Raw genomic sequence first — 24,374 nt, 5'->3', positions numbered from 1 at the left:
ACTTACGAAGAAAACAAGAGGAAAAGTTTACGGTTTTGATCAATCATTGTATATTTGAAAGTAGAATAGTGTGAAGAGAGGTTCTCCATGTTACAAAAATTCGGATTCACTCAATATGAAAGCCAGGTCTTTGAAGTACTTACAGCAGGCAACTCGCCAATGGACGCAACCACAATCGTCAAATATTCGCAAGTACCCAAATCCAAGGTATATGAAGTTTTGCAGCGCCTTGTAGAAAAAGGCATGATTCTCACCTCTTTCAATGACCGGAAAAAACTTTACACTGCCTTACCAATGGAAACAACAATTGAAAAACTGACTTCAGAATTCCAGTCCAATGTCGAAGAATTGAAGAGTAAAGAATTCAGTCTTCCCGATTCGGATGACCGAGTATGGACCTTACAAAATGATACTTCTATTTCCGTGTTGATCAAGGAGTGCATTCAAAAAGCTGACAAACACATTTTAATTACAGGATGGAGTGATGAATTGACCCCGCTCCTTCCTCATTTACAAAAAAAACATAAGGAAGGTGTAAATATCGAGCTTTTATCAGTAGGGGACCTTGACACTGGAAGCATTCCTTCTCATTTACTATTACCGGATGAGCAGCATGAAGCTTTGGAGCGGCATAAACTAGTGATTGTAGATGAGCAGGAAATTCTTTTTGCAGGGGTGGAAAAAGGGTACTTTCAGGGCATACATACCCTTTCCAGACCACTCGTCAAATTCTTTACTGAGTTTTTCTATCATGATGTCGCCCTTACCGAGATCACAAAGAAATATGAATCTGTATTGATAGAGGACGAGGAAATCAGAGAGATTTTGATGAAACTCCGGTATTAATCGATGACTTTTTGCCCGCAAGTCAAAAATAATGACGCCAGCGTACCAAGTTTCTTACGACCAAAAAAGAGCCAGTCACTGGATTTCCCAGGCATACAAAAAGCGGGCCATTTATATTGAATAATGGCCCGCTCATTTTATAATTTATATTTTTTCAACAACATATGCTTTCTTTTCACGGTAATACTTTTCCCCATCCTCCGAAGAATGTTCAAAGAATCCAGCAAATGCATTTACCACCTTATATTCCCGATCAGGATCTGTAAACAATTGCTCTTCGTTATTGGATAGGACGACTACATCCGTTGTAGACACAAAACTATCCAATTCCTTTGCTTTATAATTCTTTCCTACCTCTACTTCACTCAAACGGTGTTGTGTCAATTTCAACTCCACCTTTCTTTTTCACTGTTAAACGTTCATGATGATTTTTTTAAATTAAAGTTTCCCGTTACTAAAGGGCAGGTTGAAGGTCGGGAAAGTATCACTCCCCCCGTTAACCCTGATTTCTACAAACGCCTCGAAATCAAGTTTTCATGTAACCTAACCCTCTATATTAAATGCGGTTCCCAGAATAGAGGAAGATAAAACTTCTCTCTGAGTGAACCTGCTGCAAAACCTTTGTCTGAATTTCAATCAATTAAATAAATTTCAAATAGGTAAGAGTCGTCTCCGATAAAGCCGGATAATAAATTCGATAAAGAACTTAGGGAATTTTTTTGGTACATACCGCCTTAGATAAAACGTTTCATATGCTTTTTTCAAGTCACGCCAATGAGGACAATCAAATTCCTGGGTAAAGCGAACAACATCAATGACCTTTACTTGACCAGAAGAAGTCAATAAAATGTTTTTCAAATGGATGTCTGACGGATTCAATCCAAGGCTGCAAGCAAATTCTAGTGCCTCATCCACCTTCACGACCATCTTTTCGGTAATAGGTATTCCACTAACGAGACAATCGTAAAATGTAATTCCTTCTACATATTCCATCAACAGAAATCCGTCGCCAACTTCATAAAAAGCTGGAAAGTAATCATGATTATTTAATTTCTGGTAAACATGCGCTTCTATTTCTGCCAGGCCTTTGAATTCTGGATAAAAAATCTTTACAGCTTTTTGTGTGTCAAGGACACGGAATACAGCTGCGCTTCTCCCCTTGCCGATGAATTGTAATCCATCAGGGATATAGATTATACAATCCTTGTCAAATTGGACTTCTTCAATCAAGCCTTTCACCTTGAACATAAGGATTCTCCTCTGTGAAAAAGCATTTTATTTCTATAATTATACTAGATTTCTCAAAGAAAGAAGTAATTTTTTGCTCAAACTATTTGACATTGATAATCATTATCAATTAATATGATGATAACTTATCGAAAGGAGATTAGTTAATGGAAAGTATTTTATTCGTTCTCACCCCATTTCAGTATGAAAAAGGAAACAGGGAATGTTCTTGTTATCAAACCATCCGCTTTCTATATGGAGATTTATTACACGTGATGGGAGATCCTTTTTATGTGGAAAACTTAGGGTGGTATATCGGGGTTTATAGAAATGATGATTCTCCTTTTTACATGTCCGCCCATTTCATTGATGATTTATATGAAAAAGGTGTGCTATATACAAAAATGGACCTTACCCTGGCTATCAATTTTCACCAATATAAACTGGATCAGTCCTTAGATGATAAAAACAAGCACCATTTCATTTCACATAAAAGAAAGCTCGATCAATTCACAGCTTTGCACCCTGAATACACGATTGTAGAAAAAAGGTGATCCTATAGCTAACATTCTTATTGGTTTTGCCAGTATGTCAGGAAATACTGAGGATATCGCGGACTTACTTCATACACATCTCCAGGATTCCCATGAGGTCGTAATGGAGGAAGTCGAAGATATTGAGGTTTCTAATTTAAAGGAATTCGACTGTATTCTTATTGGGTCTTACACATGGAATGACGGCGACCTTCCATATGAAGTCGAGGATTTCTATGATGAACTTTCGGAGGTCGATTTATCTGGAGTTCCTGCTGCTGTGTTTGGTTCTGGTGATCCCACATACCCTAAATTTTGTGAAGCGGTCCACTTGCTCCAACACCAATTGCAAATTTCTGGAGCAAACCTTATCCAAGAAGAGTTGGAGATTGAAATGAACCCTGATGAAGAAAGTGATTTACTGAGATGCAAACAGTTCGCTGAGGGCATTTCTAATTATTTATCTGAAGTGAAAATATAACAAGATCACAAAGATCATTTTTGTAATGCCTAAGCGGACTTTTTTTGTATTACCATAGATAACTATTAAAAAAAGAGGCGTGGTCAGCGCCTCTTTTGGTTATCCTCTATTTGCTGCTCTGCTCTCCTAATCAGTTCCTTGACCATACGTCCTCCGATTTGTCCGCCAATTTGACCGGCTTCCCGTGTGGTTAAGTCACCATTATTTCCACGTTTCAGAGGGATGCCCTGTTCCCTGGCCACTTCATACTTAGTGTCCTCTTGATTTGTAGTCGCCATCAGTTCCGCTTTAAGTTTGTCCATTCCTTCTCTCGCTTCAGGGACCAGCAGTTTATTTCGCCTTCCCATTACTTTCTCTTCCTTTTAATTTCTTTCCCTTTGTGGGTGACAAGGTTTCCGTTTTTGTCCACTTCATCTATTTTCCCATCAAATGTTCCTTCTGTGAGTGTGTCAGAAACTTGCTCGTGGGTCGTCGCTAACCCCTTGGAAACAAAGTCTTCCTTCTCATAATCCGATGGCTGATAATTGCGGACATCTTGGTCTTTTTTCTTCTTCACATGTATTCCTCCTCAAACTTTTTCTTAGTTTCTGCATTTTCAGATTAAAAATTCTTTGAAACCTTTTCCTAATTTGCTGCTTTGAGAATAAAGGATAAATATATACGATTTCCTGCACACTATCTATAGGAGGTGTTCATAATGAGTAAGAAAAGCAACTCAGAAAAAAGAAATGTCGCTCCGACTGTCAATCCCCAGGGGTTGTCTGAGGATATCGCGGATCAACAGCCACGATCGCAACTGGAACAAAAAGCAAAAAAAAGCAATGCCAAACGTTAAAAAGCTGACTATAATTTAGTCAGCTTTTTTTATGAATAACACATAATTATTCCTTCAACGACAAGAAGTCTTCAACCATCTTCTTAGACTTGGTTTCATCAAAATTTTGGTAGATCGTTTGAGAAAGCCGCACCGGATCCCCGAAAAAGAATCGTTCATAGAGGGTCTGTCTAGAACCAAACCCACTCATTGTCAAATCCCATGCAAGCCGGAAAAGGGCAACACGATCTTTTCCTTTCACTTCAACTCCTTGCAAGATATGGTCAAGTTGCTCTCCAATTTCTGTATCGAAATCAGTCTCTTTTGGAATCGTCATCAGTCCACTTGCCCCTAACAGCTGAATGATCTCTGTAAATCTTGGATAAAGTTCCTGAAATTGATTGACAGCTACATATAAGGGTTGTTTGGAAGGGACCATAACACCGTAACCATCTATTTTCGCATCATGTTCTGACATTAATAACAACGCTCTTAATGTCTCTAATCCTTTGATTATTTCAACCACTTTACTTTGCACATGTTGATAGTCGCTAATATTGATTGTATCCACAATACTTTGGGCAATTCCAAGTAAGAATTCCGTTTTCACGATCTGCCTTGACACGATTTGATGCAAAGTAAACGGTACAAACTTTCCTTTCAAGTACATTTTAGTAGCAGCACGGATATTGTCATGAAAAAAAACACGATTCCATGGTACAAGCACCCCGTCAAAAATGACAATCGTATCCATTTCAGCAAAACGGGATGATAATGGATAATCATAATCCGAGGCTTTATTAGCAAATGATTCACGACAAACGAATTTCAAACCATCTGTATCTGTTGGAAGGGAAAAACCATATGCATGACAACTTTCTTGAGCACCTGGCGCAGAGAAAACGAGAATCTCATCGGTGATTCCGCCTTGGGTGGCCAATAGCTTTGCACCTTTTATTATTAATCCTTCTTCATTTCGGTTAATAATTCTGGCGTTCGTGACATCTTCTTCTAAAAACGCAAGCTTTGACCGATTGCTTTGCGGATTCACAAATGTATGAGTAAAGGATAAATCTTTTTCCCGTGCGTATTCATAAAAATGAAGTAACCGATCCGGATAACAATTATCTTCTCCATCTAGAAGATCGACCGAAGAAGCAAATGAGGCAAGAACGGTGTTCATATAATCCGGGCTTCTTCCCATCAGGCCACCAGAAACACGCGCCCAGTGCTGGATCATAATCCTCCGTTTCTCCAAATCCGCTCTTGTTCTCGGTATTAAGTAAGATACCCCGATATCATTCCCCGTTGTTTCGGAGTCAAAAGTCATTTCATTTTTTATTTTGCTTTCATTCTGCATATCATAAAGCTGCGATTGAGTCCCCACTACACCTTTGAATGCCGGATGATCAGATATTTTCCCTGTCACCTTTGCTCCATCAAACCAAACCTCTGACTCCAATGCATCAATCCGCTTCTTGTAATCATCTCCTGTAATCACCGGCATGATATCACTCCCGAGTTTTTACAAACACATAAAATAGGTGATATCATACCATATTAAATTGCTTATAAAGTGTGCCTGAACTATTGATAGCAGAAATAAGGAAGAACGAAGGATTAAGTGTCTCCTACAGCTTCGACTGAAAAAGCCCACCGAAAAGGCGGGCTTACATGAATTAGGATTGTTTAATTACTTCTGAATTGAATTGCTCGTATTCAGTCGAACCTTTCAAAGCAGTGGTAGAAGAAGTCCCACCAGATATGACTTGGGAAACTTCGTCAAAGTAGCCAGTGCCCACTTCCCTTTGATGCCTTGTTGCTGAGTAGCCATGAATTTCACTCGCGAATTCTGCTTGCTGTAATTCTGAATAAGCTTCCATACCTCGATCTTTATACTGCCGAGCAAGTTCGAACATTCCATGGTTCAATGCATGGAATCCTGCCAAAGTAACAAATTGGAATTTGTATCCCATCTCCCCTAATTCATGCTGGAAGTCGGCAATGCTTTGATCGTCCAGTTTCTTCTTCCAATTAAAAGATGGCGAGCAATTGTAAGCAAGTAATTTCCCTGGGAATTTTTCATGGATCGCCTCTGCAAACCTACGCGCTTCCTCTAAATTCGGTTCAGAAGTTTCACACCACACGAGATCGGCATAAGGTGCATATGCCAATCCGCGTGCAATTGCCTGATCGAGTCCTGCCGTCGTTTTGTAAAATCCTTCAGCCGTCCGCTCCCCTGTAAGGAATTTCTCATCAACCGGGTCCACATCACTTGTGATCAGATTCGCTGCATTGGCATCTGTCCGAGCGATGATTATAGAAGGCACCCCCATGACATCGGCTGCAAATCGGGCAGAAATCAAGTTGCGGACAGCTGTTTGTGTTGGTAAGAGAACCTTCCCTCCGAGATGACCACATTTTTTCTCAGAGGAAAGTTGATCTTCAAAGTGTACAGCTGACGCACCTGCCTCTATCATCCCTTTCATGAGCTCAAACACATTTAACTGACCACCGAACCCTGCTTCTGCATCTGCTACAATCGGTGCGAACCAATCAATTTTCTCGTCCTCCTCCATGTAGTGGACTTGATCGGCACGCTGTAAAGCTTGATTGATGCGTTTCACTACTTGAGGAACGCTATTCGCCGGATATAAGCTTTGATCCGGGTACATATGTCCGGACAGATTAGCATCTGCCGCTACTTGCCATCCACTTAAGTAGATGGCTTTTAATCCAGCCTTTACCTGCTGCATCGCCTGATTTCCTGTGAGGGCCCCAAGCGCATGAACATAACCTTCTTCATTCATCAGCTTCCACAGTTTTTCTGAGCCTTTTTCAGCTAACGTATATTGAATATCCATAGATCCTCTCAATCGGATGACATCCTCAGGTTCATAAGGGCGTATCACTCCATACCAACGACTTTCATCCTGCCATTCATTATACAACTTCTCTATTCGCTCATTTCTCATTAATTAATTCCCCCTTTAAGGTAAATAACGATAAGCTTTCAACGTTAAAAAATCTTCAAATACTTCATTCCTGACCAAATCGTCGAAAAGTTGTGCAGCCTTTTGATAGGAACCATTTTCAAAATCATCCGCTCCCACTTCCAACTGAATCGCTACCATTTCTTCTTCCATAAGAGCATTATATAAATCAAAAGTGATCATCCGCCCGTCACTCAGTGCACCATGTGGATGACGGATCCATTGCCATACTTGCGCCCTTGAGATTTCTGCCGTTGCTGCATCTTCCATTAAATGGTGAATAGGTATAGCCCCCCGACCATCCAGCCATGATGCAATATACTGAATCCCTACATTTATGTTCGTCCTTAAGCCCTGTTCGGTGATTGACCCGTTTGGGGCTTCCATCAATTGTTCCGCGCTAATATAGTTCATCTTACGCTTTTGGTGTATCTGATTGGACTCCGGCATCCATTTGTTAAATATATCCATAGCAGTCGCTACCATGGCCGGGTGGGCGACCCACGTCCCATCGTGGCCATCTTTCACTTCCCGCTCCTTATCTACCCGTACTTTTTCAAAAGCTGCGGCATTTTTATCTGGATCTTTTTTTACCGGGATCTGAGCTGCCATACCGCCAATGGCATGCGCACCACGTTTATGACATGTTTGGATGGTCAGTAAAGAGTAAGCCCTCATGAATGGCACAGTCATCGTAACGTGCTCTCGATCAGGCAGAAGGATGTCTTCATCATGGCGAAACTTTTTCAAATAGCTGAAAATATAATCCCAGCGGCCGCAATTCAAACCGGCGGAGTGGACTTTCAGCTCATATAAAATTTCTTCCATCTCGAACACTGCTAAAATCGTTTCTAATAACACTGTTGCTTTGATTGTTCCTTGTGAGATATTCAAATATTGCTGGGCAAAAACGAAAACTTCATTCCAAAGTTTCGCTTCTTGATGGTTCTCCAGTTTCGGCAAATAAAAGTATGGACCAGAGCCATTCGCAATCAGCTGCTTCGCATTGTGGAAAAAATAAAGCCCAAAATCCACCAGGCTGCCTGACAATGCTTCACCTTCATAAGTAATATGCTTTTCATCTAAATGCCAACCGCGTGGGCGAACTTTCAGGACTGCCGGTTGTTCATTCAACTGATAGATTTTCCCGTACTCATTTTCAAATTGGATGGTCTTTCTGATCGCATCTCCTAAATTGATTTGACCATTGATCGTATTTGACCAGGTCGGTGAATTGGCATCCTCAAAATCTGCCATAAAAACTTTAGCTCCTGAGTTCATTCCATTGATCACCATTTTCCTGTCTACCGGGCCGGTTATTTCAACGCGCCGATCTTGCAAATCGTCGGGAATCGGAGCAATGGTCCACTCCGCATCCCTGATTTCTTTAGTTTCTATTAAAAAATCCGGTCGTTCCCCCTGATTGATTTTTTCCTGTATATCTTTTCTGTGTTCCAGAAGCTTTTTACGCTCATCATTGAATTTTTCATGAAGCTTGATTAAAAATACCATTGCTTCATCCGTGAGTATCTGATCAAAACCCTTATGAATTTCTCCATGGATTTGCAACCCCGAAAGTTTAGTTTCCATGATCAGCCCCCTTTTGTTATACATTAATAACTATACTTTGATTCTGATATATAACAGATAAAACAAAATTATTCATCTTTCTTAGAGAGACAGTGATCACATTCCATCATATAGGTATAAGCGTGACCCTCTACTTCACAGCCACATTGTGGACAGGGAATGCTGACATTTTTCGAGTGTTTTTTCATTTTCATTCCTCCTTTAATATAACAGATTATTAATTACTTATCTGTTATGGTACAGTTTACTGTGGTTCATTTGGAATTGCAACCACTTTTTTGAATATTTTTATAATTAGGCTTGGAAAGGAAATAAAAGCGGTCCTCTCAGAGAGGACCGCTTTTATTAATGGTTAAAATCGAACAAACGTTCTTGTTGTGTCAGTTAAGTAAGTGTATAATGATATTGACTATAAATATTGAAGGAGTGTTTCTGTGAAATATCAAGCTACGCCCTATTTTACTTTTAATGGTGATGCAAGAGAAGCTCTTGAATATTACAAAGATGTTTTCGGTGGCGAAATCACAGGTGTACAAACCTTTGGAGAAGCTGATTTCGAAACACCACCCGAAATGGACGATCGTATCATGCATGCCCAATTCAAAAAAGAAGAATTGTTTATTATGGTTTCAGATTCTTTCCTGGATCAAACTGTCCAACAAGGAAGCAACATTTCATTAGCCTTAGAATTAGAAAACACGGAGGAAATCCAAACTTATTATGATCGTCTAAAAAAAGACGGGACTGTCCTTATGGAACTGCAAGATACATTTTGGGGAGCAACATTCGCTAAAGTGAAAGACAATTTTGGGGTTATATGGGATTTGAATTATACAAAGGAGCAATAATAAATAGGGGCTGGGAAAAACTAACTGCCAGAGGAAAAGACGAACAATAGGGTGGAATGGATCAAATGGAGCGTAGGCAACATACGTAGACTCCTGCGGGAACAGCACGAGCAGAAGACTTCGAAAGAAAGCGGTCTTTGCTTCCTGAGGAGGCTGAGGCCGTGCCCGCGGAAAGCGAAGTATGTTGCCGGAGCGGCTTATGCATTTATTGCTTCATAAAGAAAACCCGAACCATTTTCGTTCGGGTTTTCTAGCGGAAAAATTCTTTTGTCCCATCCTCCACATTTATTCCTCTAAATGCACAACACAATTGAATAATTCACATTTCCATTTTCCCTCACGAAGGACCACTTCAGACAGCGATGTGTTCTTCATATGTGCTTCATTGATACTTTCCGCATCCAGCTCTCTTAATGTATGGCTTATAAAAGCCCCGTGACTGACTACGATGATATTCATTTTCTCATGCTTTTGAATGATCTCCTCTATGAAGTCTCTGCTTCGCTCCAGTATACTGGATGGCTCTTCTATCCCAAGGTCCAGTGTCCTCCAGCCTTCTCCCCATTTTTCAATTCTTTCTCTCTCTGTAGTCCCTTCTATTTGACCGCCATCGACCTCAAGCAATCGTGGGTCAACTTGTATCTCCAAACCCAGTTGTTCCGCTATGTATTCAGCTGTTTCTTTGGCTCTTTTTAACGGGCTGCTGTACAAAATATCCCAAGAATCACTTTGTAGTCGCTCTGCTAGTTTCCTGGCATCTGCTTTTCCCTCATCGTCCAAAGGAATATCCGATTTTCCCTGCGCTCTTTTTTCTTTGTTCCATGACGTGCTCCCATGCCTGATCCAACCTATTTTAGTCATGTTCATCCCCCCTCTTTCATCATTCTATTATAATATCCGATTTGCTGCACCATCACCTTTAGCCCTGACCCTGTTTATATTTTCTGTTGAACATTAAGATAATTTCTAACACCAATAAAAAAGAGACCGCTAATACCAGCGATCTCCCATTTATTAATCTAAATCCAAATCGGTGACAGCCCCTTTTGCGGATGACGAGACAAGCCGTGCATACTTCGCCAGTACACCCGTCTTATGCTTCGGTTCTGGTCGCTTCCACTCCTTCTTCCGGCGTTCATACTCTTCTTCAGACACCTCAAAATTTATTTGTTGTGAATCGCTGTCGATGGTGATTGTATCACCTTCCTGCAACAATCCAATCGGGCCTCCGACAAAAGCTTCTGGTGATACGTGACCGATAACAAAACCGTGAGATCCTCCGGAAAAACGTCCATCTGTCAAGAGGGCTACTTTACCACCCAGTCCTTTACCGACGATCATCGCTGTAATGGATAACATTTCCGGCATTCCTGGTCCCCCTTTAGGACCGACATTTCGAATGACAAGAACATCTCCTTCTTTGATTTCGTTACTCACGATGGCTTCTGTTGCTTCATCCTCACTATCATAAACTCGTGCCGGACCTGCAAAACGGCTGATTTTTTGACCAGACATTTTTGCAACAGCCCCTTCTGGAGCCAGGTTCCCTTTCAAAACCACTAATGGACCTTTTGGTTTGATTGGTTCATCAAAAGGAACAATCACTTTTTGTCCCTCTTTCAAGGACGGGACTTCAGCCAAGTTTTCTGCAATGGTCTTACCTGTTACTGTCAAACAGTCCCCATGCAGCAAGCCTTGTTCATGAAGCAGTTTCATAACTGCTGGCACGCCTCCGCTCTCGTAAAGATCCTGCATGACATACTTACCACTTGGCTTCATGTCTGCAATATGCGGCACTTCTTGCCTGACTCGTTCAAAATCATCCAACTCCAACTCCACTCCTGCAGAGTGAGCAATAGCTAATAAGTGGAGGAATGCGTTTGTAGATCCGCCTAAGGCCATAACAACAGTAATTGCATTTTCAAACGCTTCTTTCGTCATGATATCTCGAGGGTAAATTTCTTTTTCCAGGAGCTCGATCACAAGTTCTCCTGCTTGTTTACATTCAGACTCTTTATAATCATTTACAGCAGGGGTCGAAGAAGACCCGGGAATACTCATTCCAAGAGCCTCTACTGCAGAAGCCATCGTGTTAGCTGTGTACATTCCACCACAAGCTCCAGCTCCCGGACAGGCGTGACATTCGACTTTATGAAGTTCTTCATCATTAATTTGCCCTTCATGGTATTGACCGACAGCTTCGAATGAAGAAACGATGTCGATATCTTCACCATTCAGTTTACCAGGTTGAATCGTACCACCATATACATAAACAGATGGGATATTCATTCGACCGATAGAAATCAGACACCCTGGAGTTGTCTTGTCGCATCCTCCAATGGCTACCACTCCATCCAGACGCTCAGCGTTCGTTACAGTCTCAATAGAATCAGCGATCACTTCACGACTTGGCAAGGAGTAAAACATCCCTTCATGTCCCATAGCTATTCCGTCTGCTACTGTAATCGTATTGAATATCATCGGTGCACCACCATTTTCACTTGCACCGCTCTTCGCTTCACGAGCTAACCGATCGATATGTACGTTACAAGGGGTTACCTCACTCCAAGTGCTGGCTATCCCAATCATCGGTTTTTTGAAGTCTTCGTCTGTAAATCCGACAGCTCTCAACATCGAGCGGTTCGGGACTCGATTAACGCCTTCACTGATGACTTTACTTTTTATTCTCAAATCCTTCTTTGTTTCCTTCATCCCTTACACCCCTTAATCATTTAATGATTGGTCTTTATTGATTTTTTATTCATGAAAACAACTTACCATGATGATACTAACAAGGAGAGGGCTTGGCAATGACTTTTCTGAAAATAACGAACTTTCCATACATTTTAAGCGCTTTCATTTACTGAAAAAAAAGAAAAAAAGGCTTACTCAATGAGCAAAGCCTTTTTATATAGGGAACCAAACTACATATCTGTCGGTTTGAATGTTTTACAATCCGTTTCTTCACTATGACTCGCTTGTTTCCCTTTATGACTGACTACAAAGATTTCATCAGCACCACAAGAGCGGCCTTCATGATTATACACACAGTTACGTACTTCACAACGGACATCAAGTGCCATTCTCAAACACCTCCCTATATGGCTATAGCTTCTGTCGCAGAGATAGGGAATATTCTTAGCATTTTTCCCCTTTCCAGAGCCACACCAAATTCCTACGCATTGACTAGGAGAATTTATGATAAAATGTATAGCGTGATTACGGAATCCTCGGTGAACTTTTTGTCTAAGCCATCATAAAATGTTTTTAGATAAAGTATGGTCTACAATTACTTAACGTGGCAAATAAGGGTCAGAGGAAAACAACTTAAAATAGGACTGGTGTTTATGGATAAGAAACAAAAGATTTATAATAAATTATTAGACCTTGTCAAAAAGGAAAATGTGAAAGTCGACGAAGTGTTAAAGGATCATTTGTATACGAAGCTCGGTGGGAAGGCAGATTTCTTCATCACCCCTACTTCATATAAAGAGATACAAAATGTGGTCAAACTTTCAAATGAAGATGACATTCCTTTTACTTTACTGGGAAATGGATCGAATTTAATTATCAAGGATGGAGGAATTCGTGGAATCGTCATTAACTTGAAACACTTAGATGATATTTCTTCAGATGGAAATACAATAGTAGCTCAAAGTGGCGCTCGGATCATTGATACTTCTCGCTATGCTTTAAAAAAACATTTATCTGGATTGGAATTTGCTTGCGGTATACCAGGTACTGTCGGTGGTGCTTTGTACATGAATGCAGGAGCTTATGGTGGGGAAATCAAGGATGTACTCGATTATGCTTATGTTGTAGATAAGCAAGGGGATTTAGTGAAACGTCTCGCTTCAGATTTTGAACTGGATTACCGAACTAGCAATATTCCTGATAATGGGGATATCGTTCTGGAAGCGACTTTCAACCTCAAACCGACCTCCTATAATGAAATCAAAGCTGTCATGGATGATTTAACCTTCAAGCGTGAGTCAAAGCAGCCTCTGGAATATCCATCTTGCGGGAGTGTTTTCAAAAGACCGCCGGGGTACTTTGCTGGCAAACTCATTCAAGATAGTGAACTCCAAGGAACCAATATCGGTGGAGCAGAAGTTTCCAAGAAACATGCCGGATTCATTGTAAATAAAGATAATGCTTCGACGACAGATTACATTTCTTTGATCGAACATGTTCAAAAGACCGTTAAAGAGAAGTTCGGGGTCGATTTAGAACGCGAAGTACGTATCATTGGAGAAGATAAGGAATAAAACTAAAAGCCTGCGCTTTCTTCATAGCGCAGGCTCTTCATTGTGGATTTAAAAAGATTAAACAAACGTGCAGGATATTGGAAGGCGATTTCGATCCTTTCATTTAGATTATAGAGCTACGGGGAACAACTCATCCTGTTCTATTCCCGAGATACACGGGTCACAAGCAGAACATCAAACGGATGAAAGCAGAGCCCGTTGATGTTCTCCTTTTTAAAAAGGACGGTTCCGTCAGCGGAACCGTCCTTCATGATTTTTTTACGACATCCATTTCGGTGGAGTATTCTTTTCCCAATAGATGTCACCAATATTATGGTGCTTAACAAATCCATCTGTCTTCAAATGGTAATGAAAATTGAACCAATAACCTTCTCCAGGCCGCTTATCACGTCTTACATGAAACCTTGCTATTTCTTCATTGGTATGATGGTTGTACAAATTGAAGATTTTCTCACCATATCCAGGTGTAGCTTCTTCTGTGATTTCATAGTATGGAACCTCTTCTTCACCAGCTGAGGACAGGATTTCTGTAACGACTTCCTCGATTTTAGGTAAAATTTCGGCAGTCATATCCTCATCGACTTTTTCAATGATACGCGGTCCCATTTTAGTAACCGTTTGGCTTTTCGCCTGTTCTGTTATATTTTCAATGAACGCTTCGGAAGAAAAAACTTCTTCAAGAGACGGTGAAACAATATCGATATTCTCTTCAGTAAACTGATCTTTTGATGATTCATTCACATGATTGTTATCTGTCAGTTCTTTCTTTTCTGCTGCATCTGCATCTAATAATGTTGGTGGTACATACATGCCTAAGGTGATGGCTGATATAAGTACAACACATATCTTCCTTAACAACGGATTCATATAGAGTATCTCCCTTATATGTATTCATTTATGATTGTATCATGTTCTCTATGTTTGTCTATAAGGAAAAAGAAACCGTTTCCAGGTATTGCCCAACAATATTACACAATTGTGCGGCCACTAACCATTAATCTGGATATAATGATAAGCAAGACCTCTCTTTTACCCGCTGCACATGAAAAAAGGAAATAAAAAAAAGACCTCAGGTCATCCAGAAAATGGATGACCTGAGGTCCCTTTTATTGGTAAATCCCTAAAAAAACATATAAAAAAACCACCAATGTATGTATTGGTGGAGACGGTGGGAGTCGAACCCACGTCCGGAGATATCGGCACTCGGGCTTCTACGAGCGTAGTCGATATATTATATTTCGCTACCTCTTCGACCTATCGACAGGCTTCCAAGGCGCTAGCCTGATTAGTCTCTTCGTTTTTCCTCAGGCGGTGGAAAAACGCGTAGCCCACTTTAGTTTGAGACCCTTCATCTAGCACATGGGCGATACCAGGAAGGATCAGCTATAGTCTACTTACGCAGCTACAGCTAGGTTTTCGTTAGATTCGCCAGTTATTATAGGCAAATGACGTTTTACGAGACGTCGCTCGACTCGCGACCCGAGCTCGACCTATCCCCGTCGAATCCGTAACGTCCCCGTTAGGATTAAAGGGATAACAGTCAAGCTGTTTATCCATATCGTTTTTTAACGACAACTACTATTATAGCACAAATATATCTTTTTTCAAGACCTTACTACCTTAAACTGTCTTTGATGGCACGATCAATTTCACGTTTTTGCTGCTTTTGCTTAAGATCCTCACGTTTATCATATTTCTTCTTCCCTTTACCAAGTCCAATTAAAACTTTGGCCACCCCATTTTTTATATATACTTTCAAGGGGACGAGGGAGTAACCCTTTTGCTGTGTCTGACCGATCAATTGGTTGATTTGTTTGCGATGCAGCAGCAGTTTTCTTGCTCGTGTCGGTTCATGGTTAAAGATATTCCCTTGTTCATAAGGTGAAATGTGCATGTTATGCAAATACACTTCTCCTTTATTGATTCGCGCAAAGCTGTCCTTCAGATTAATACGACCGTTCCGGATCGATTTGATTTCTGTCCCTTGCAGAACAATACCTGCTTCGAATGTTTCTTCAATGGTAAAATCATGTCTTGCTTTTTTATTTTGAGCTATCGCTTTTCCATTTCCTCTTGGCATAACGGTTTCCTCCTCTGGTGCGTACCCTTTATTTTATCAAAAGTCCCCATTGTTTCCAATTCAAAAAGGGTCTGCCACTCTAATTTGTCTGAATAGACTTTATCCATTGCGTTGTGAGAATATTATTTTGCAGATGATAAGTAAAGGAGCCATATTTTATGGAGCGAATATTGAATGTAAAACCATTGACAGTGGATGACCTGCCTGCGCTTGAAGCAATGGATACAGGGATAGATGAAGATTATGTAGTCCGTATTTTTGATCGGCTAATAGAATCAGACAACCATGAACTTTTCGGACTTTTTCAAGATGAACAAATGTTAGCCGTCGGTGGCTACAGTTTATTCGGCCAAAAAAAATTGGCCATGCTGGGAAGGTTGAGAAGTGACCTTCGTTTTCAATTGAAAGGAAACGCTACAGAATTATTAAGATCTGTAGTGGACCAATTAAAAAGTGATCCTCGAGTAAGCTGGATTGGGGCAAATACACATTTGGGAAATCTTCCTGCAAGACGTGTTCTTGATAAACTGGGAATTCAACAAGGTCCTGTCCTTCACTATTTGACATTGGTCCGTCCAGATTTGTTGACAGGCCACACCCCAGGGCCTGTATGGGACATTGTCCAAGATGTGGACAAGAAAAGAGACCTGTTATCGGAATTGGAGGACAACGCTCTACAAGTGTTCCCATATGAATGTTACTACCCTCTCCCATATGAGGAAGCTCTTTTAACAGATGAGTATCTAAACAATGCTACTTTTTATCAAAACCCCACAGGAACTCGATTTGTCATAATAAAAAATGACACAAAAAAATATGATTACTCTCATGTGAAATATTTTTGGAACGACCACTATAAGCAGGCAGGGTTTTTCGAGACTCTGATAGACCATTGGAATAACAACCCTGATAACATTGGATGCTGGATCGACTTCTCTGATGAAGGATTAAAAAACATTCAAGACCTTACTCCTTATAATGTCCAGAAACCATGGATCCTTTATGGCATGTGGAAAAATACCAACAGCCAATAAATGTTCCCCTATGAAGTTGCTTTGCCTGATAGCTGGAAGGAGAGGGGCCAATCGTTTCATTACTTCCCCTGACGATAAATGAATGGTTAGGAAAAGGAAACCTGTGTCTGCCTAATCCGGCCATTAAAATGAGAAGCGATTTGTGACCAATAATCTGTATGAGCTATGTAACAAGTAACTTAAATGTAAAATAAATTCAGTTTTATACAACAAGTTTTGCCTCTTATTCAAAGTCCAGTGATCTCATCAATGTATAAACCTAACTGGTTTGAGCCAATGGGAAACGCGCGAGGATGCTCGCGCGTTTTTCATCACTATTTCTTCTTTTTACTACCCTTTTTGGAAACACCTTTATTTCTGTAAAAAGGCTTATTGCCTTTTTGCTTTTTCTTCTTATCTTTCTTCCGTTCCGGTGCTTTTGAATTAATTTGTTTTGGACGTTCAGGGCGTTTTCTTTCTTTTCTAGGCTTCATCCCATCAATTTCGAAATCGACCACGCGTTCATCCAAATTGACATTGGTCACACGAATGGTGACTTCATCACCAATTCGGAAAATGTTGCCGGTACGTTCACCAATCATTGCGAACTCTTTTTCCCGGAAAGAATAATAATCATCGGTAAGGGTGCTTACATGCACCAGTCCCTCAACAGTGTTCGGGAGCTCAACAAACATTCCGAAACTTGTAACTGAACTGATTACTCCTTCGAATTCTTCCCCGATTTTGTCTTGCATGAATTCCGCTTTCTTCAAGTCATCGGTTTCCCGCTCTGCATCAACTGCAGCTCTTTCCATCTCTGAAGAGTGCCGAGCGATTTCAGGCATTTGATCCTTCCAATGCTTCCGTGTTTTATAATCAAGTTTCTCTTCAACCAGATACGTACGGATTAAGCGATGGACGGTAAGATCCGGGTAACGTCTGATCGGGGACGTAAAGTGAGTATAAAAATCGGTCGCTAAACCGAAGTGACCAAGCCCCTGAGGATCGTATTTCGCTTGTTGCATAGACCGAAGCATCAGTTTAGAGATGATCATTTCCTCTTGGGAACCTTTTACTTCTTCCAATACTTTTTGTAATGCTTGCGGGTGGATATTATCGGCAGTTCCTTTGACCGCATAGCCCATATTCGCTACGAATTCAAAGAAGTTTTGTAATTTTTCTTCATCCGGGTCCTGGTGAATACGGTGGATAAACGGTACATCCATCCAATGGAAATGTTCAGCGACCGTTTCGTTTGCAGCGAGCATGAATTCTTCAATAAGGCGCTCTGCCACTGAACGTTCACGAAGTTTAACATCTACGGCCTTGCCTTCTTCATCCACAATGACACCCGCTTCTTTGAAGTCAAAATCGATAGCGCCGCGTCCCATACGCTTTCCACGCAATGTACTGGCAAGACCCTCCATCTCACGGAACATCGGGACAAGATCTTCGTATTTCTTAATTAAACCCGGGTCCCCATCTTCTAAAATACTGTTCACATCTTTATATGTCATCCGTTCATTCGTCTTGATAACACTTTGGAAGATCTCATGTCCTACGACCTCACCACTACTGTCAATTTCCATTTCACAAGAAAGGGTAAGTCGATCCACCTGTGGATTCAAAGAACAAATACCGTTAGATAAACGGTGTGGAATCATCGGGATAACTCTGTCGACCAAGTAAACACTAGTGGCGCGTTCACGTGCTTCTTTATCAATCGACGATCCTTCATCGACATAATAAGTAACATCCGCAATATGGACACCAAGCTTATAATTTCCATTATCAAGCTTTTTGACCATGACGGCATCATCTAAGTCTTTGGCATCCGCACCATCGATAGTGACAATAGTTTCGTCACGAAGGTCGCGTCGGTTCTTAATTTCATCTTCACTAATTTCATCAGGCGTATTCCCAGCCTGCTCCAAAACTTCTTCCGGAAAATCAACTTGGATTCCATGCTTATAGATGATAGAGATGATATCAATACCCGGGTCGTTCTTATGTCCAAGGATTTCTACAATTTCCCCTTCTGCACTCATACGGTCTTCAGGGAATTTTGTAATATTGACAATCACTTTATGACCGTCAGCTGCTCCATTGGTCTGCCCTTTAGGAATGAATATGTCATTTGGGATCCTTTTATCATCTGCAATGACAAAGCCGAAATTACGACTTGATTCATAAGTACCCACGACTCTGGTAGTCGCCCTTTCAAGAATACGGATAACTGTACCTTCCGGGCGCGTGCCATCCTCTTTACGTTTCTCAATACGGACAAGTACCTTGTCATTATTCATAGATGAATTCAAATCAGAATGATGAATGTAAACATCATCTTTATCTTCTTCATCAGGAATAAGAAAGGCGAACCCTTTCGCATGCATTTGGATACGGCCACGGATCAAATTCATTTTTTCAGGAAGACCGAAGCGATTCTTACGTGTTCTTACAAGTTCCCCTTCCTCTTCCAACTCATTAAGTGCCTTCATAAGATTCTTGAAGTCATCAGTATCATTAAATTCCAATGCTTCTTCAAGTTCTTGAACGGATAGTGGTTTTGATGCATTTTCCTTAAAAAACTTCAGTGTTTGCTGTTTTAATTCTGTACTCAATTGTCTTACCTCCTTTTAAATCAAGGACAAGACTCTGAAATTATGACCAATCGAGGGATTCAAGGAATTCAAGTATGTCTTCATGCAATTGTTCTTTTTCCTTATCCATTGTGATCACGTGTCCAGAGTTTTTGTACCATTTAATATCTTTTTGATTTGTTTCTACTTGCTCATAAATATAGTTTGCACTTTCAGTGTTTATCATTTCATCTTGTTCAGCTTGAACGACGAATGTCGGTGTATAGATTTGATCTATATCATCGTGGACTTCATTAATCAATCCACCCAGCTGTTTGAACATTTCTTCTGATTCGCCGAGCAGCTCTTTCACTTCTTGATCAATGTTTTCTTTGGATTTGCCTTCTAATTGCTTATACTGGCGAGCTTTAAATTCAAAACCTTTGGTCAGCTGTTCTTCATTATCAAAGAACACCGGGGCGCACATCGTCACCAGCCCTTTAACTGGTTCAGAGTAAGCCAATTTCAAACCAAGCACTCCTCCGAGAGATAAGCCAGCTATAGCGATTTTCTTATAGCCTAATTCACGCAGATGATTCAAGGCTTGTTTAACATCTGCCCACCAATCTTCAGGTCTCGCTTCAATCAAAGCTTCAAGTTCTTTCCCATGACCTGCATAAATGGGAGCATGAGAGGTGTACCCATGCTTCTGTAAGAAACGTCCGAGCATACGGACATCAGCGGAATGTCCTGTGAATCCATGTAATAATAATACCGCACGTTCGCCTTCCTCAAACGTAAAAGGCTGAGGTTGTTTAATCTTCATCTCATTCTCTCCTTACTTCATCTATTTCCTTATCTTTATATTTTCATTCTTATCCACAATGTTTTCTATTTTACCAAATTAAAGATGTGTTTACACATTTTGTGTCCGACTCCCTTATATTTCCCTTTATTGAAATAGAAAAACCGCGCTCTTTTCGAGCGCGGTCGTTTCATAAAGTAGTCATCAACCTAAAATATAAGCCGTCAAAAAGGCTAAAACGAAGAACAAGACGCCTGTTACAATCGTTGCTTTATGCAAAACAGCGTCAATCCCACGTGCTTTTTGTTTTCCGAACAATTGCTCCGCTCCACCAGAAATCGCTCCTGAAAGACCGGCACTTTTACCAGATTGTAATAAAACAAGTACAATCATAGCAATTGTATCAATGGTCAATAAAGTAATTGCAAGTGTTTCCATGATGTGCCAACACCTCCTAAAGACGTACAAATAACTAGTTTAAATGTAGCATAAAACCAATGGGTCAGCAAGCTTATTTCTGTAGCTTCCGCCCTCTCACAAACGACCAATCGGCAGAGGTAATATTCTTCTGTGATAATCCATGAAAGTTTTTGATTACTTTTGATTATTTATGGTTGATTTTTGTAAGGGCTTTCCTTTACTATAGAGGTAATGAAACGAGCAAGGAGATGTTTAGTATTGCTGACACCTGACCGCCATCAACTGATATTAGAAACAGTCAAAAACGATCATACAGCAAAGATCAAGCGTTTGGTAGAAGTTACTGGTGCATCAGAATCAACGATCCGCCGCGATTTGGATCAACTGGAGAAACAAGGGTTGTTACTTCGTGTACATGGTGGAGCCTCATTAAGAAGGTCAGCAAGTGCTGAACCGACGATGGGAGAAAAAATCACTAAATTCCATCGCGAAAAGCAACTCATAGCGAAATTCGCTGCATCGCTTGTCCAAGATGGTGATTGTATTTTCATTGATGCTGGTTCCACAACATTTGAAATGATTCCTTATTTGAAACAAAAAGATATTGTAGTAGTTACAAATGGTTTGAGCCATTTGGATGCGCTTAGTGAACATAATATAAAAACGTATGTGATCGGTGGCCAAGTAAAACATCGTACTGGAGCCGTTGTTGGCGCAGGTGCTTTACAAAGCTTACAACAATACCGATTCGACCAATGCTTCATGGGAGCAAACGGGGTTACATTGGCGGATGGTTTCACTACACCTGACCCAGAGGAAGCATCCATCAAACAAACTACAGTCCACTTATCCCGAAAACGATATATCCTCATCGATCATTCCAAATTCAATGAAGTCGCCTTCACAAAATTTTTGGATTTACCGGAAGCTGAAATAGTTACGGATTATAAGGGAAACTTACTAGAGGATTATACTAATAAAACGAATATAAAGGTTGTGACAACATGATTTACACATGCACCTTGAATCCTTCCATCGACTACATCATGAACGTGGAAGAATTTGAAGCAGGTGGTCTGAATAGATCTAATCAAACGTTTTACTACCCTGGCGGCAAAGGAATCAATGTCTCTCGCGTGATGGCCCGTTTAGAGATAACAACGGAAGCGCTAGGTTATATCGGTGGTTTCACAGGAGCATTCATTAAAGAATTCTTGGAGAAAGAATCTGTATCTCATGGGTTTATAGACACTTCACAGAATACAAGGGTGAACGTCAAGTTAAAGAGTGATGAGGAGACAGAGATCAATGGGCCTGGGCCTGAAATTTCTGCAAAACTTCAGGAAGAGCTTCTCATGAAGATCAGAACGTTTACAGAGAAAGATACACTCGTGTTAGCTGGGAGCGTCCCCTCCTCTCTACCAGATGATTTTTATGTGACTATGACTGAAATTTGTGCCAAAAATAAAATAAAAGTAGTCGCGGACACTTCTGGGAAAGCTCTGGAACAACTGATCGGTCATCCCCTTTACTTACTGAAACCCAATCATCACGAGCTTGGGGAATTATTCGGAGTTACAGTCGACTCTAAAGAAAAAGCAGCGGAATATGGTCAAAAACTCATCGATAAAAATGTTGAGCATGTCATAGTCTCAATGGGAGGCGAAGGCGCTGTATATATAAACAAAGATCAGAAATTATTTGCCAACGTTCCACAAGGTAAAGTGAAGAATTCTGTCGGCGCCGGCGATTCGGTTGTAGCTGGTTTTCTATCAGCAATGGCGAAAGAAGAGACTATGGAGAATGCATTCCGTTATGGAGTAGCCTCAGGGAGTGCTACAGCTTTCCAAGATGATTTATGCCAACAGAAAGATGTACAGGCACTGCTCGAGCAAATCAGCATATCTGAAATAAAATAAATGGGAGTGAACCAATATGAAAATCACTGATTTATTGACAAAAGATACGATTTTGTTAAATATGACAGCCGCTTCAAAACCTGAAGCAATTGATGAATTGGTCGGAAAATTAGATGCAGCCGGTAAACTTAATGACCGCGATGCTTTTAAGAAGGCCATTGAAGACCGCGAGCAACAGAGCACTACAGGAATTGGTGACGAGATTGCCATCCCCCATGCGAAGACATCAGCGGTTAAAGACCCTGCCATCGTTTTCGGACGTTCGACAGACGGGTTGGATTATGAGTCATTAGATGGTCAACCGACAAAACTGTTCTTTATGATCGCTGCGTCAGAGGGAGCTAACAATACTCATTTGGAGACGTTATCCCGATTATCTTCCTTTTTGATGGATAACAATTTCCGCGCTCAGTTGGAAGCTGCTAAAACTGAAGCAGACGTGATTGAAGCCATTAATGCCAAAGAAGCAGAGGAAGATAACGAAGAAGACTCTTCCGAACAAACTGCAGGGAAAATACTTGCAGTCACCGCCTGCCCGACAGGAATCGCCCACACGTATATGGCGGCTGATAAATTAAAAGCGACAGCAAAAGAAATGGGCGTTAATATCAAAGTTCAAACGAATGGCTCTAGCGGAGTAAAAAACCGTCTTACCCAAGATGACATTGCTGAAGCCGATGCCATTATCGTTGCCGCTGATACGAAAGTCGATATGGAAGGATTCAATGGCAAGCCTGTCATTGAAGTTCCAGTAGCAAAAGCCATTCACGAACCTGAAGAACTAATCAATAAAGCAGTAAACAAAGACGCTCCGATTTATCAAGGTGGAGGAAGCAACCAGGATTCATCTGAGGAAAAAGGTCAACGTACTGGCTTTTATAAACACTTGATGAATGGTGTATCAAACATGCTCCCATTTGTCGTCGGTGGCGGAATTTTAATTGCCATTTCCTTCTTCTGGGGAATCAATTCTGCAGATCCATCAAATGAAGAGTACAACCGCTTCGCCGAAATGCTGAATATCATTGGCGGCGGCAATGCTTTCTTCCTGCTTGTTCCTGTACTGGCTGGTTTCATCGCATCTAGCATTGCAGACCGGCCCGGTTTTGCACCAGGTATGGTCGGTGGTTTGATCGCCATTACCCAAACCGTTGAAGGTGCCGGGAATGGCTCTGGTTTCTTAGGCGGTTTGATTGCAGGTTTCTTAGCTGGTTATTTGACATTATTGGTCAAAAAGTTACTGGAAGGCCTTCCAGCTGTAATGGATGGTTTGAAAACCGTATTGCTCTATCCTGTCCTTGCGATTTTCGGAACAGGTATGATTATGTTACTCATCAACCCTGCTTTGACAAGCGTCTACACATGGCTGTTCGATCTTCTTGATCGTATGAGTGGTTCAAACTTGGCCCTGCTCGGATTAATTGTAGGTGGAATGATGGCGGTAGATATGGGTGGTCCTGTAAATAAAGCAGCCTACACATTCGGTATCGCAGCTTTAGATGCCGGAAACTATACGTTCATAGCTGCTGCAATGGCAGGCGGTATGGTCCCGCCACTTGCTATGGGACTTGCAACGACATTCTTCAAAAACAAATTCACTAATCAAGAACGCGAAACAGGAAAGGCAGCCTATCCACTCGGTGCATTCTTCATAACCGAAGGTGCGATTCCATTTGCCGCTGCAGACCCTGCACGAGTAATCCCATCCATGGTCGCAGGAAGCGCATTGACCGGAATGTTGACGATGTTGTTCGGAATAGGTTTACGCGCCCCACATGGCGGTATCATCGTCGCCCCGCTTGTTGAAGGTGGTTTAATGCAAATCGCACTTTACCTTGTGGCAATAATTGCCGGTTCGATTCTTTCTGCAATTATTGTAGGATTCTTGAAAAAAGACCTCCGAAAGGCTTAAAATAGTAAAGTTAGGGTAACTCATATACAATACGAATTTTTAGGAG

General features: G+C 41.0%; 25 protein-coding genes and 1 other RNA gene. 10 read left to right on the top strand and 16 right to left on the bottom strand.

The genetic code is table 11. The features are described from left to right. Window positions 1–87: 87 nt before the first annotated feature. Window positions 88–846, top strand: coding sequence for a TrmB family transcriptional regulator (locus tag ACTWPX_RS11680; protein WP_443119915.1), 759 nt, complete (start codon window positions 88–90; stop codon window positions 844–846). 144 nt (window positions 847–990) lie between these two features. Here ACTWPX_RS11680 and ACTWPX_RS11675 read toward each other — a convergent pair whose 3' ends face one another. Continuing rightward, window positions 991–1,230 carry a hypothetical protein gene (locus ACTWPX_RS11675; protein WP_443119914.1) on the bottom strand — a complete coding sequence of 80 codons (240 nt, stop codon included), beginning with the start codon at window positions 1,228–1,230 and terminating at the stop codon, window positions 991–993. A 267-nt stretch (window positions 1,231–1,497) separates the two neighbouring features. Then, window positions 1,498–2,094, bottom strand: coding sequence for a serine/threonine protein kinase (locus tag ACTWPX_RS11670; protein WP_443119913.1), 597 nt, complete (start codon window positions 2,092–2,094; stop codon window positions 1,498–1,500). A gap of 146 nt (window positions 2,095–2,240) precedes the next feature. Between ACTWPX_RS11670 and ACTWPX_RS11665 the strand changes: the two genes are divergently transcribed. Together ACTWPX_RS11665 and ACTWPX_RS11660 are read left to right on the top strand one after the other, a co-directional pair. Continuing rightward, complete coding sequence (locus ACTWPX_RS11665; protein ID WP_443119912.1) at window positions 2,241–2,627, top strand: hypothetical protein; 387 nt, start codon at window positions 2,241–2,243, stop codon at window positions 2,625–2,627. Between the two features lie 4 nt (window positions 2,628–2,631). After that, entirely contained in the window at window positions 2,632–3,087 is a 456-nt protein-coding gene (locus tag ACTWPX_RS11660) for a flavodoxin (protein ID WP_443119997.1), read from the top strand. An 83-nt stretch (window positions 3,088–3,170) separates the two neighbouring features. Here ACTWPX_RS11660 and ACTWPX_RS11655 read toward each other — a convergent pair whose 3' ends face one another. After that, complete coding sequence (locus ACTWPX_RS11655) at window positions 3,171–3,434, bottom strand: alpha/beta-type small acid-soluble spore protein (RefSeq protein WP_443119911.1); 264 nt, start codon at window positions 3,432–3,434, stop codon at window positions 3,171–3,173. After that, window positions 3,434–3,643, bottom strand: a complete 210-nt coding sequence (locus tag ACTWPX_RS11650) for a YozQ family protein (protein ID WP_443119910.1) — start codon at window positions 3,641–3,643, stop codon at window positions 3,434–3,436. The genes ACTWPX_RS11655 and ACTWPX_RS11650 overlap by 1 nt, the downstream gene beginning before the upstream one ends. A 141-nt stretch (window positions 3,644–3,784) precedes the next feature. Between ACTWPX_RS11650 and ACTWPX_RS11645 the strand changes: the two genes are divergently transcribed. Next, window positions 3,785–3,922 carry a hypothetical protein gene (locus tag ACTWPX_RS11645; RefSeq protein WP_443119909.1) on the top strand — a complete coding sequence of 46 codons (138 nt, stop codon included), beginning with the start codon at window positions 3,785–3,787 and terminating at the stop codon, window positions 3,920–3,922. A 46-nt stretch (window positions 3,923–3,968) separates the two neighbouring features. Here the strand turns inward: ACTWPX_RS11645 and hpaB are convergent, their stop codons facing one another. The 3 genes from hpaB to aceB form a co-directional block, all read right to left on the bottom strand. Next, on the bottom strand, window positions 3,969–5,408 hold the full coding sequence (gene hpaB, locus ACTWPX_RS11640; RefSeq protein ID WP_443119908.1) for a 4-hydroxyphenylacetate 3-monooxygenase, oxygenase component: 1,440 nt from the start codon (window positions 5,406–5,408) through the stop codon (window positions 3,969–3,971). Window positions 5,409–5,580: 172 nt separating this feature from the next. Beyond that, on the bottom strand, window positions 5,581–6,876 hold the full coding sequence (gene aceA / locus ACTWPX_RS11635) for an isocitrate lyase (RefSeq protein WP_443119907.1): 1,296 nt from the start codon (window positions 6,874–6,876) through the stop codon (window positions 5,581–5,583). 15 nt (window positions 6,877–6,891) lie between these two features. After that, the gene (aceB, locus tag ACTWPX_RS11630; protein WP_443119906.1) at window positions 6,892–8,484 is read right to left on the bottom strand and encodes a malate synthase A; all 1,593 of its coding nucleotides are present in this window, start codon (window positions 8,482–8,484) and stop codon (window positions 6,892–6,894) included. A gap of 434 nt (window positions 8,485–8,918) precedes the next feature. Here aceB and ACTWPX_RS11625 point away from each other — a divergent pair, with 434 nt between their 5' ends. Next, window positions 8,919–9,332: a VOC family protein gene (locus ACTWPX_RS11625; RefSeq protein ID WP_443119905.1), complete on the top strand. Its 414-nt coding sequence runs from the start codon at window positions 8,919–8,921 to the stop codon at window positions 9,330–9,332. A 285-nt stretch (window positions 9,333–9,617) separates the two neighbouring features. On the opposite strand, the gene ACTWPX_RS11620 is transcribed toward ACTWPX_RS11625, so the two are convergent. From ACTWPX_RS11620 to ACTWPX_RS11610, 3 genes are all read right to left on the bottom strand, one after another. Beyond that, on the bottom strand, window positions 9,618–10,193 hold the full coding sequence (locus ACTWPX_RS11620) for a histidine phosphatase family protein (protein WP_443119904.1): 576 nt from the start codon (window positions 10,191–10,193) through the stop codon (window positions 9,618–9,620). Between the two features lie 153 nt (window positions 10,194–10,346). Next, a complete protein-coding gene (ilvD, locus tag ACTWPX_RS11615; RefSeq protein WP_443119903.1) occupies window positions 10,347–12,044 on the bottom strand; it encodes a dihydroxy-acid dehydratase in 1,698 nt (565 codons plus the stop codon). A gap of 212 nt (window positions 12,045–12,256) precedes the next feature. Beyond that, on the bottom strand, window positions 12,257–12,415 hold the full coding sequence (locus ACTWPX_RS11610) for a DUF1540 domain-containing protein (protein WP_128526056.1): 159 nt from the start codon (window positions 12,413–12,415) through the stop codon (window positions 12,257–12,259). Between the two features lie 264 nt (window positions 12,416–12,679). On the opposite strand from ACTWPX_RS11610, the gene murB reads away from it, so the two are divergent. After that, window positions 12,680–13,600 (top strand): UDP-N-acetylmuramate dehydrogenase, encoded by a 921-nt coding sequence (gene murB, locus ACTWPX_RS11605; protein ID WP_443119902.1) that lies wholly within the window; start codon window positions 12,680–12,682, stop codon window positions 13,598–13,600. A gap of 258 nt (window positions 13,601–13,858) precedes the next feature. Here the strand turns inward: murB and ACTWPX_RS11600 are convergent, their stop codons facing one another. From ACTWPX_RS11600 to smpB, 3 genes are all read right to left on the bottom strand, one after another. Continuing rightward, the gene (locus ACTWPX_RS11600) at window positions 13,859–14,467 is read right to left on the bottom strand and encodes a YpjP family protein (RefSeq protein WP_128526054.1); all 609 of its coding nucleotides are present in this window, start codon (window positions 14,465–14,467) and stop codon (window positions 13,859–13,861) included. A gap of 290 nt (window positions 14,468–14,757) precedes the next feature. After that, window positions 14,758–15,118, bottom strand: a transfer-messenger RNA (tmRNA) gene (gene ssrA, locus ACTWPX_RS11595). Window positions 15,119–15,215: 97 nt separating this feature from the next. After that, a complete protein-coding gene (smpB, locus tag ACTWPX_RS11590) occupies window positions 15,216–15,680 on the bottom strand; it encodes an SsrA-binding protein SmpB (protein WP_128526053.1) in 465 nt (154 codons plus the stop codon). 158 nt (window positions 15,681–15,838) lie between these two features. Between smpB and ACTWPX_RS11585 the strand changes: the two genes are divergently transcribed. Beyond that, window positions 15,839–16,714: a GNAT family N-acetyltransferase gene (locus ACTWPX_RS11585; protein ID WP_443119901.1), complete on the top strand. Its 876-nt coding sequence runs from the start codon at window positions 15,839–15,841 to the stop codon at window positions 16,712–16,714. Between the two features lie 314 nt (window positions 16,715–17,028). Here ACTWPX_RS11585 and rnr read toward each other — a convergent pair whose 3' ends face one another. The 3 genes from rnr to secG form a co-directional block, all read right to left on the bottom strand. Next, window positions 17,029–19,314: a ribonuclease R gene (gene rnr / locus ACTWPX_RS11580; RefSeq protein ID WP_443119900.1), complete on the bottom strand. Its 2,286-nt coding sequence runs from the start codon at window positions 19,312–19,314 to the stop codon at window positions 17,029–17,031. A 40-nt stretch (window positions 19,315–19,354) separates the two neighbouring features. Further along, on the bottom strand, window positions 19,355–20,098 hold the full coding sequence (locus ACTWPX_RS11575; RefSeq protein ID WP_443119899.1) for an alpha/beta hydrolase: 744 nt from the start codon (window positions 20,096–20,098) through the stop codon (window positions 19,355–19,357). Window positions 20,099–20,281: 183 nt separating this feature from the next. Then, on the bottom strand, window positions 20,282–20,515 hold the full coding sequence (secG, locus tag ACTWPX_RS11570) for a preprotein translocase subunit SecG (protein ID WP_128526049.1): 234 nt from the start codon (window positions 20,513–20,515) through the stop codon (window positions 20,282–20,284). A gap of 240 nt (window positions 20,516–20,755) precedes the next feature. Here secG and ACTWPX_RS11565 point away from each other — a divergent pair, with 240 nt between their 5' ends. From ACTWPX_RS11565 to ACTWPX_RS11555, 3 genes are read left to right on the top strand one after another with little or no spacing between them, the layout of a single operon-like run. Beyond that, window positions 20,756–21,505, top strand: a complete 750-nt coding sequence (locus tag ACTWPX_RS11565) for a DeoR/GlpR family DNA-binding transcription regulator (RefSeq protein WP_443119898.1) — start codon at window positions 20,756–20,758, stop codon at window positions 21,503–21,505. Continuing rightward, window positions 21,502–22,416, top strand: a complete 915-nt coding sequence (gene pfkB / locus ACTWPX_RS11560) for a 1-phosphofructokinase (RefSeq protein ID WP_443119897.1) — start codon at window positions 21,502–21,504, stop codon at window positions 22,414–22,416. The genes ACTWPX_RS11565 and pfkB overlap by 4 nt, the downstream gene beginning before the upstream one ends. A gap of 16 nt (window positions 22,417–22,432) precedes the next feature. Further along, window positions 22,433–24,328, top strand: coding sequence for a PTS fructose transporter subunit IIABC (locus tag ACTWPX_RS11555; RefSeq protein ID WP_443119896.1), 1,896 nt, complete (start codon window positions 22,433–22,435; stop codon window positions 24,326–24,328). Window positions 24,329–24,374: the final 46 nt, after the last annotated feature.

The organism is Halobacillus sp. H74 (assembly GCF_052246715.1).
GTDB lineage: Bacteria > Bacillota > Bacilli > Bacillales > Halobacillaceae > Halobacillus > Halobacillus litoralis_A.
Note: the sequence above shows the minus strand (reverse complement) of the source record. Positions and strands in the feature narration are given on the sequence as shown.

Coding starts and splice junctions, on each gene's coding strand:
- ilvD (WP_443119903.1), bottom strand. CDS start 12,044: ATGAAGGAAACAAAGAAGGATTTGAGAATAAAAAGTAAAGTCATCAGT.
- secG (WP_128526049.1), bottom strand. CDS start 20,515: ATGGAAACACTTGCAATTACTTTATTGACCATTGATACAATTGCTATG.
- ACTWPX_RS11620 (WP_443119904.1), bottom strand. CDS start 10,193: ATGACTAAAATAGGTTGGATCAGGCATGGGAGCACGTCATGGAACAAA.
- ACTWPX_RS11610 (WP_128526056.1), bottom strand. CDS start 12,415: ATGGCACTTGATGTCCGTTGTGAAGTACGTAACTGTGTGTATAATCAT.
- aceA (WP_443119907.1), bottom strand. CDS start 6,876: ATGAGAAATGAGCGAATAGAGAAGTTGTATAATGAATGGCAGGATGAA.
- ACTWPX_RS11680 (WP_443119915.1), top strand. CDS start 88: ATGTTACAAAAATTCGGATTCACTCAATATGAAAGCCAGGTCTTTGAA.
- ACTWPX_RS11665 (WP_443119912.1), top strand. CDS start 2,241: ATGGAAAGTATTTTATTCGTTCTCACCCCATTTCAGTATGAAAAAGGA.
- ACTWPX_RS11670 (WP_443119913.1), bottom strand. CDS start 2,094: ATGTTCAAGGTGAAAGGCTTGATTGAAGAAGTCCAATTTGACAAGGAT.
- pfkB (WP_443119897.1), top strand. CDS start 21,502: ATGATTTACACATGCACCTTGAATCCTTCCATCGACTACATCATGAAC.
- hpaB (WP_443119908.1), bottom strand. CDS start 5,408: ATGCCGGTGATTACAGGAGATGATTACAAGAAGCGGATTGATGCATTG.
- ACTWPX_RS11655 (WP_443119911.1), bottom strand. CDS start 3,434: ATGGGAAGGCGAAATAAACTGCTGGTCCCTGAAGCGAGAGAAGGAATG.
- ACTWPX_RS11585 (WP_443119901.1), top strand. CDS start 15,839: ATGGAGCGAATATTGAATGTAAAACCATTGACAGTGGATGACCTGCCT.
- smpB (WP_128526053.1), bottom strand. CDS start 15,680: ATGCCAAGAGGAAATGGAAAAGCGATAGCTCAAAATAAAAAAGCAAGA.
- aceB (WP_443119906.1), bottom strand. CDS start 8,484: ATGGAAACTAAACTTTCGGGGTTGCAAATCCATGGAGAAATTCATAAG.
- ACTWPX_RS11645 (WP_443119909.1), top strand. CDS start 3,785: ATGAGTAAGAAAAGCAACTCAGAAAAAAGAAATGTCGCTCCGACTGTC.
- ACTWPX_RS11575 (WP_443119899.1), bottom strand. CDS start 20,098: ATGAAGATTAAACAACCTCAGCCTTTTACGTTTGAGGAAGGCGAACGT.
- ACTWPX_RS11555 (WP_443119896.1), top strand. CDS start 22,433: ATGAAAATCACTGATTTATTGACAAAAGATACGATTTTGTTAAATATG.
- murB (WP_443119902.1), top strand. CDS start 12,680: ATGGATAAGAAACAAAAGATTTATAATAAATTATTAGACCTTGTCAAA.
- ACTWPX_RS11600 (WP_128526054.1), bottom strand. CDS start 14,467: ATGAATCCGTTGTTAAGGAAGATATGTGTTGTACTTATATCAGCCATC.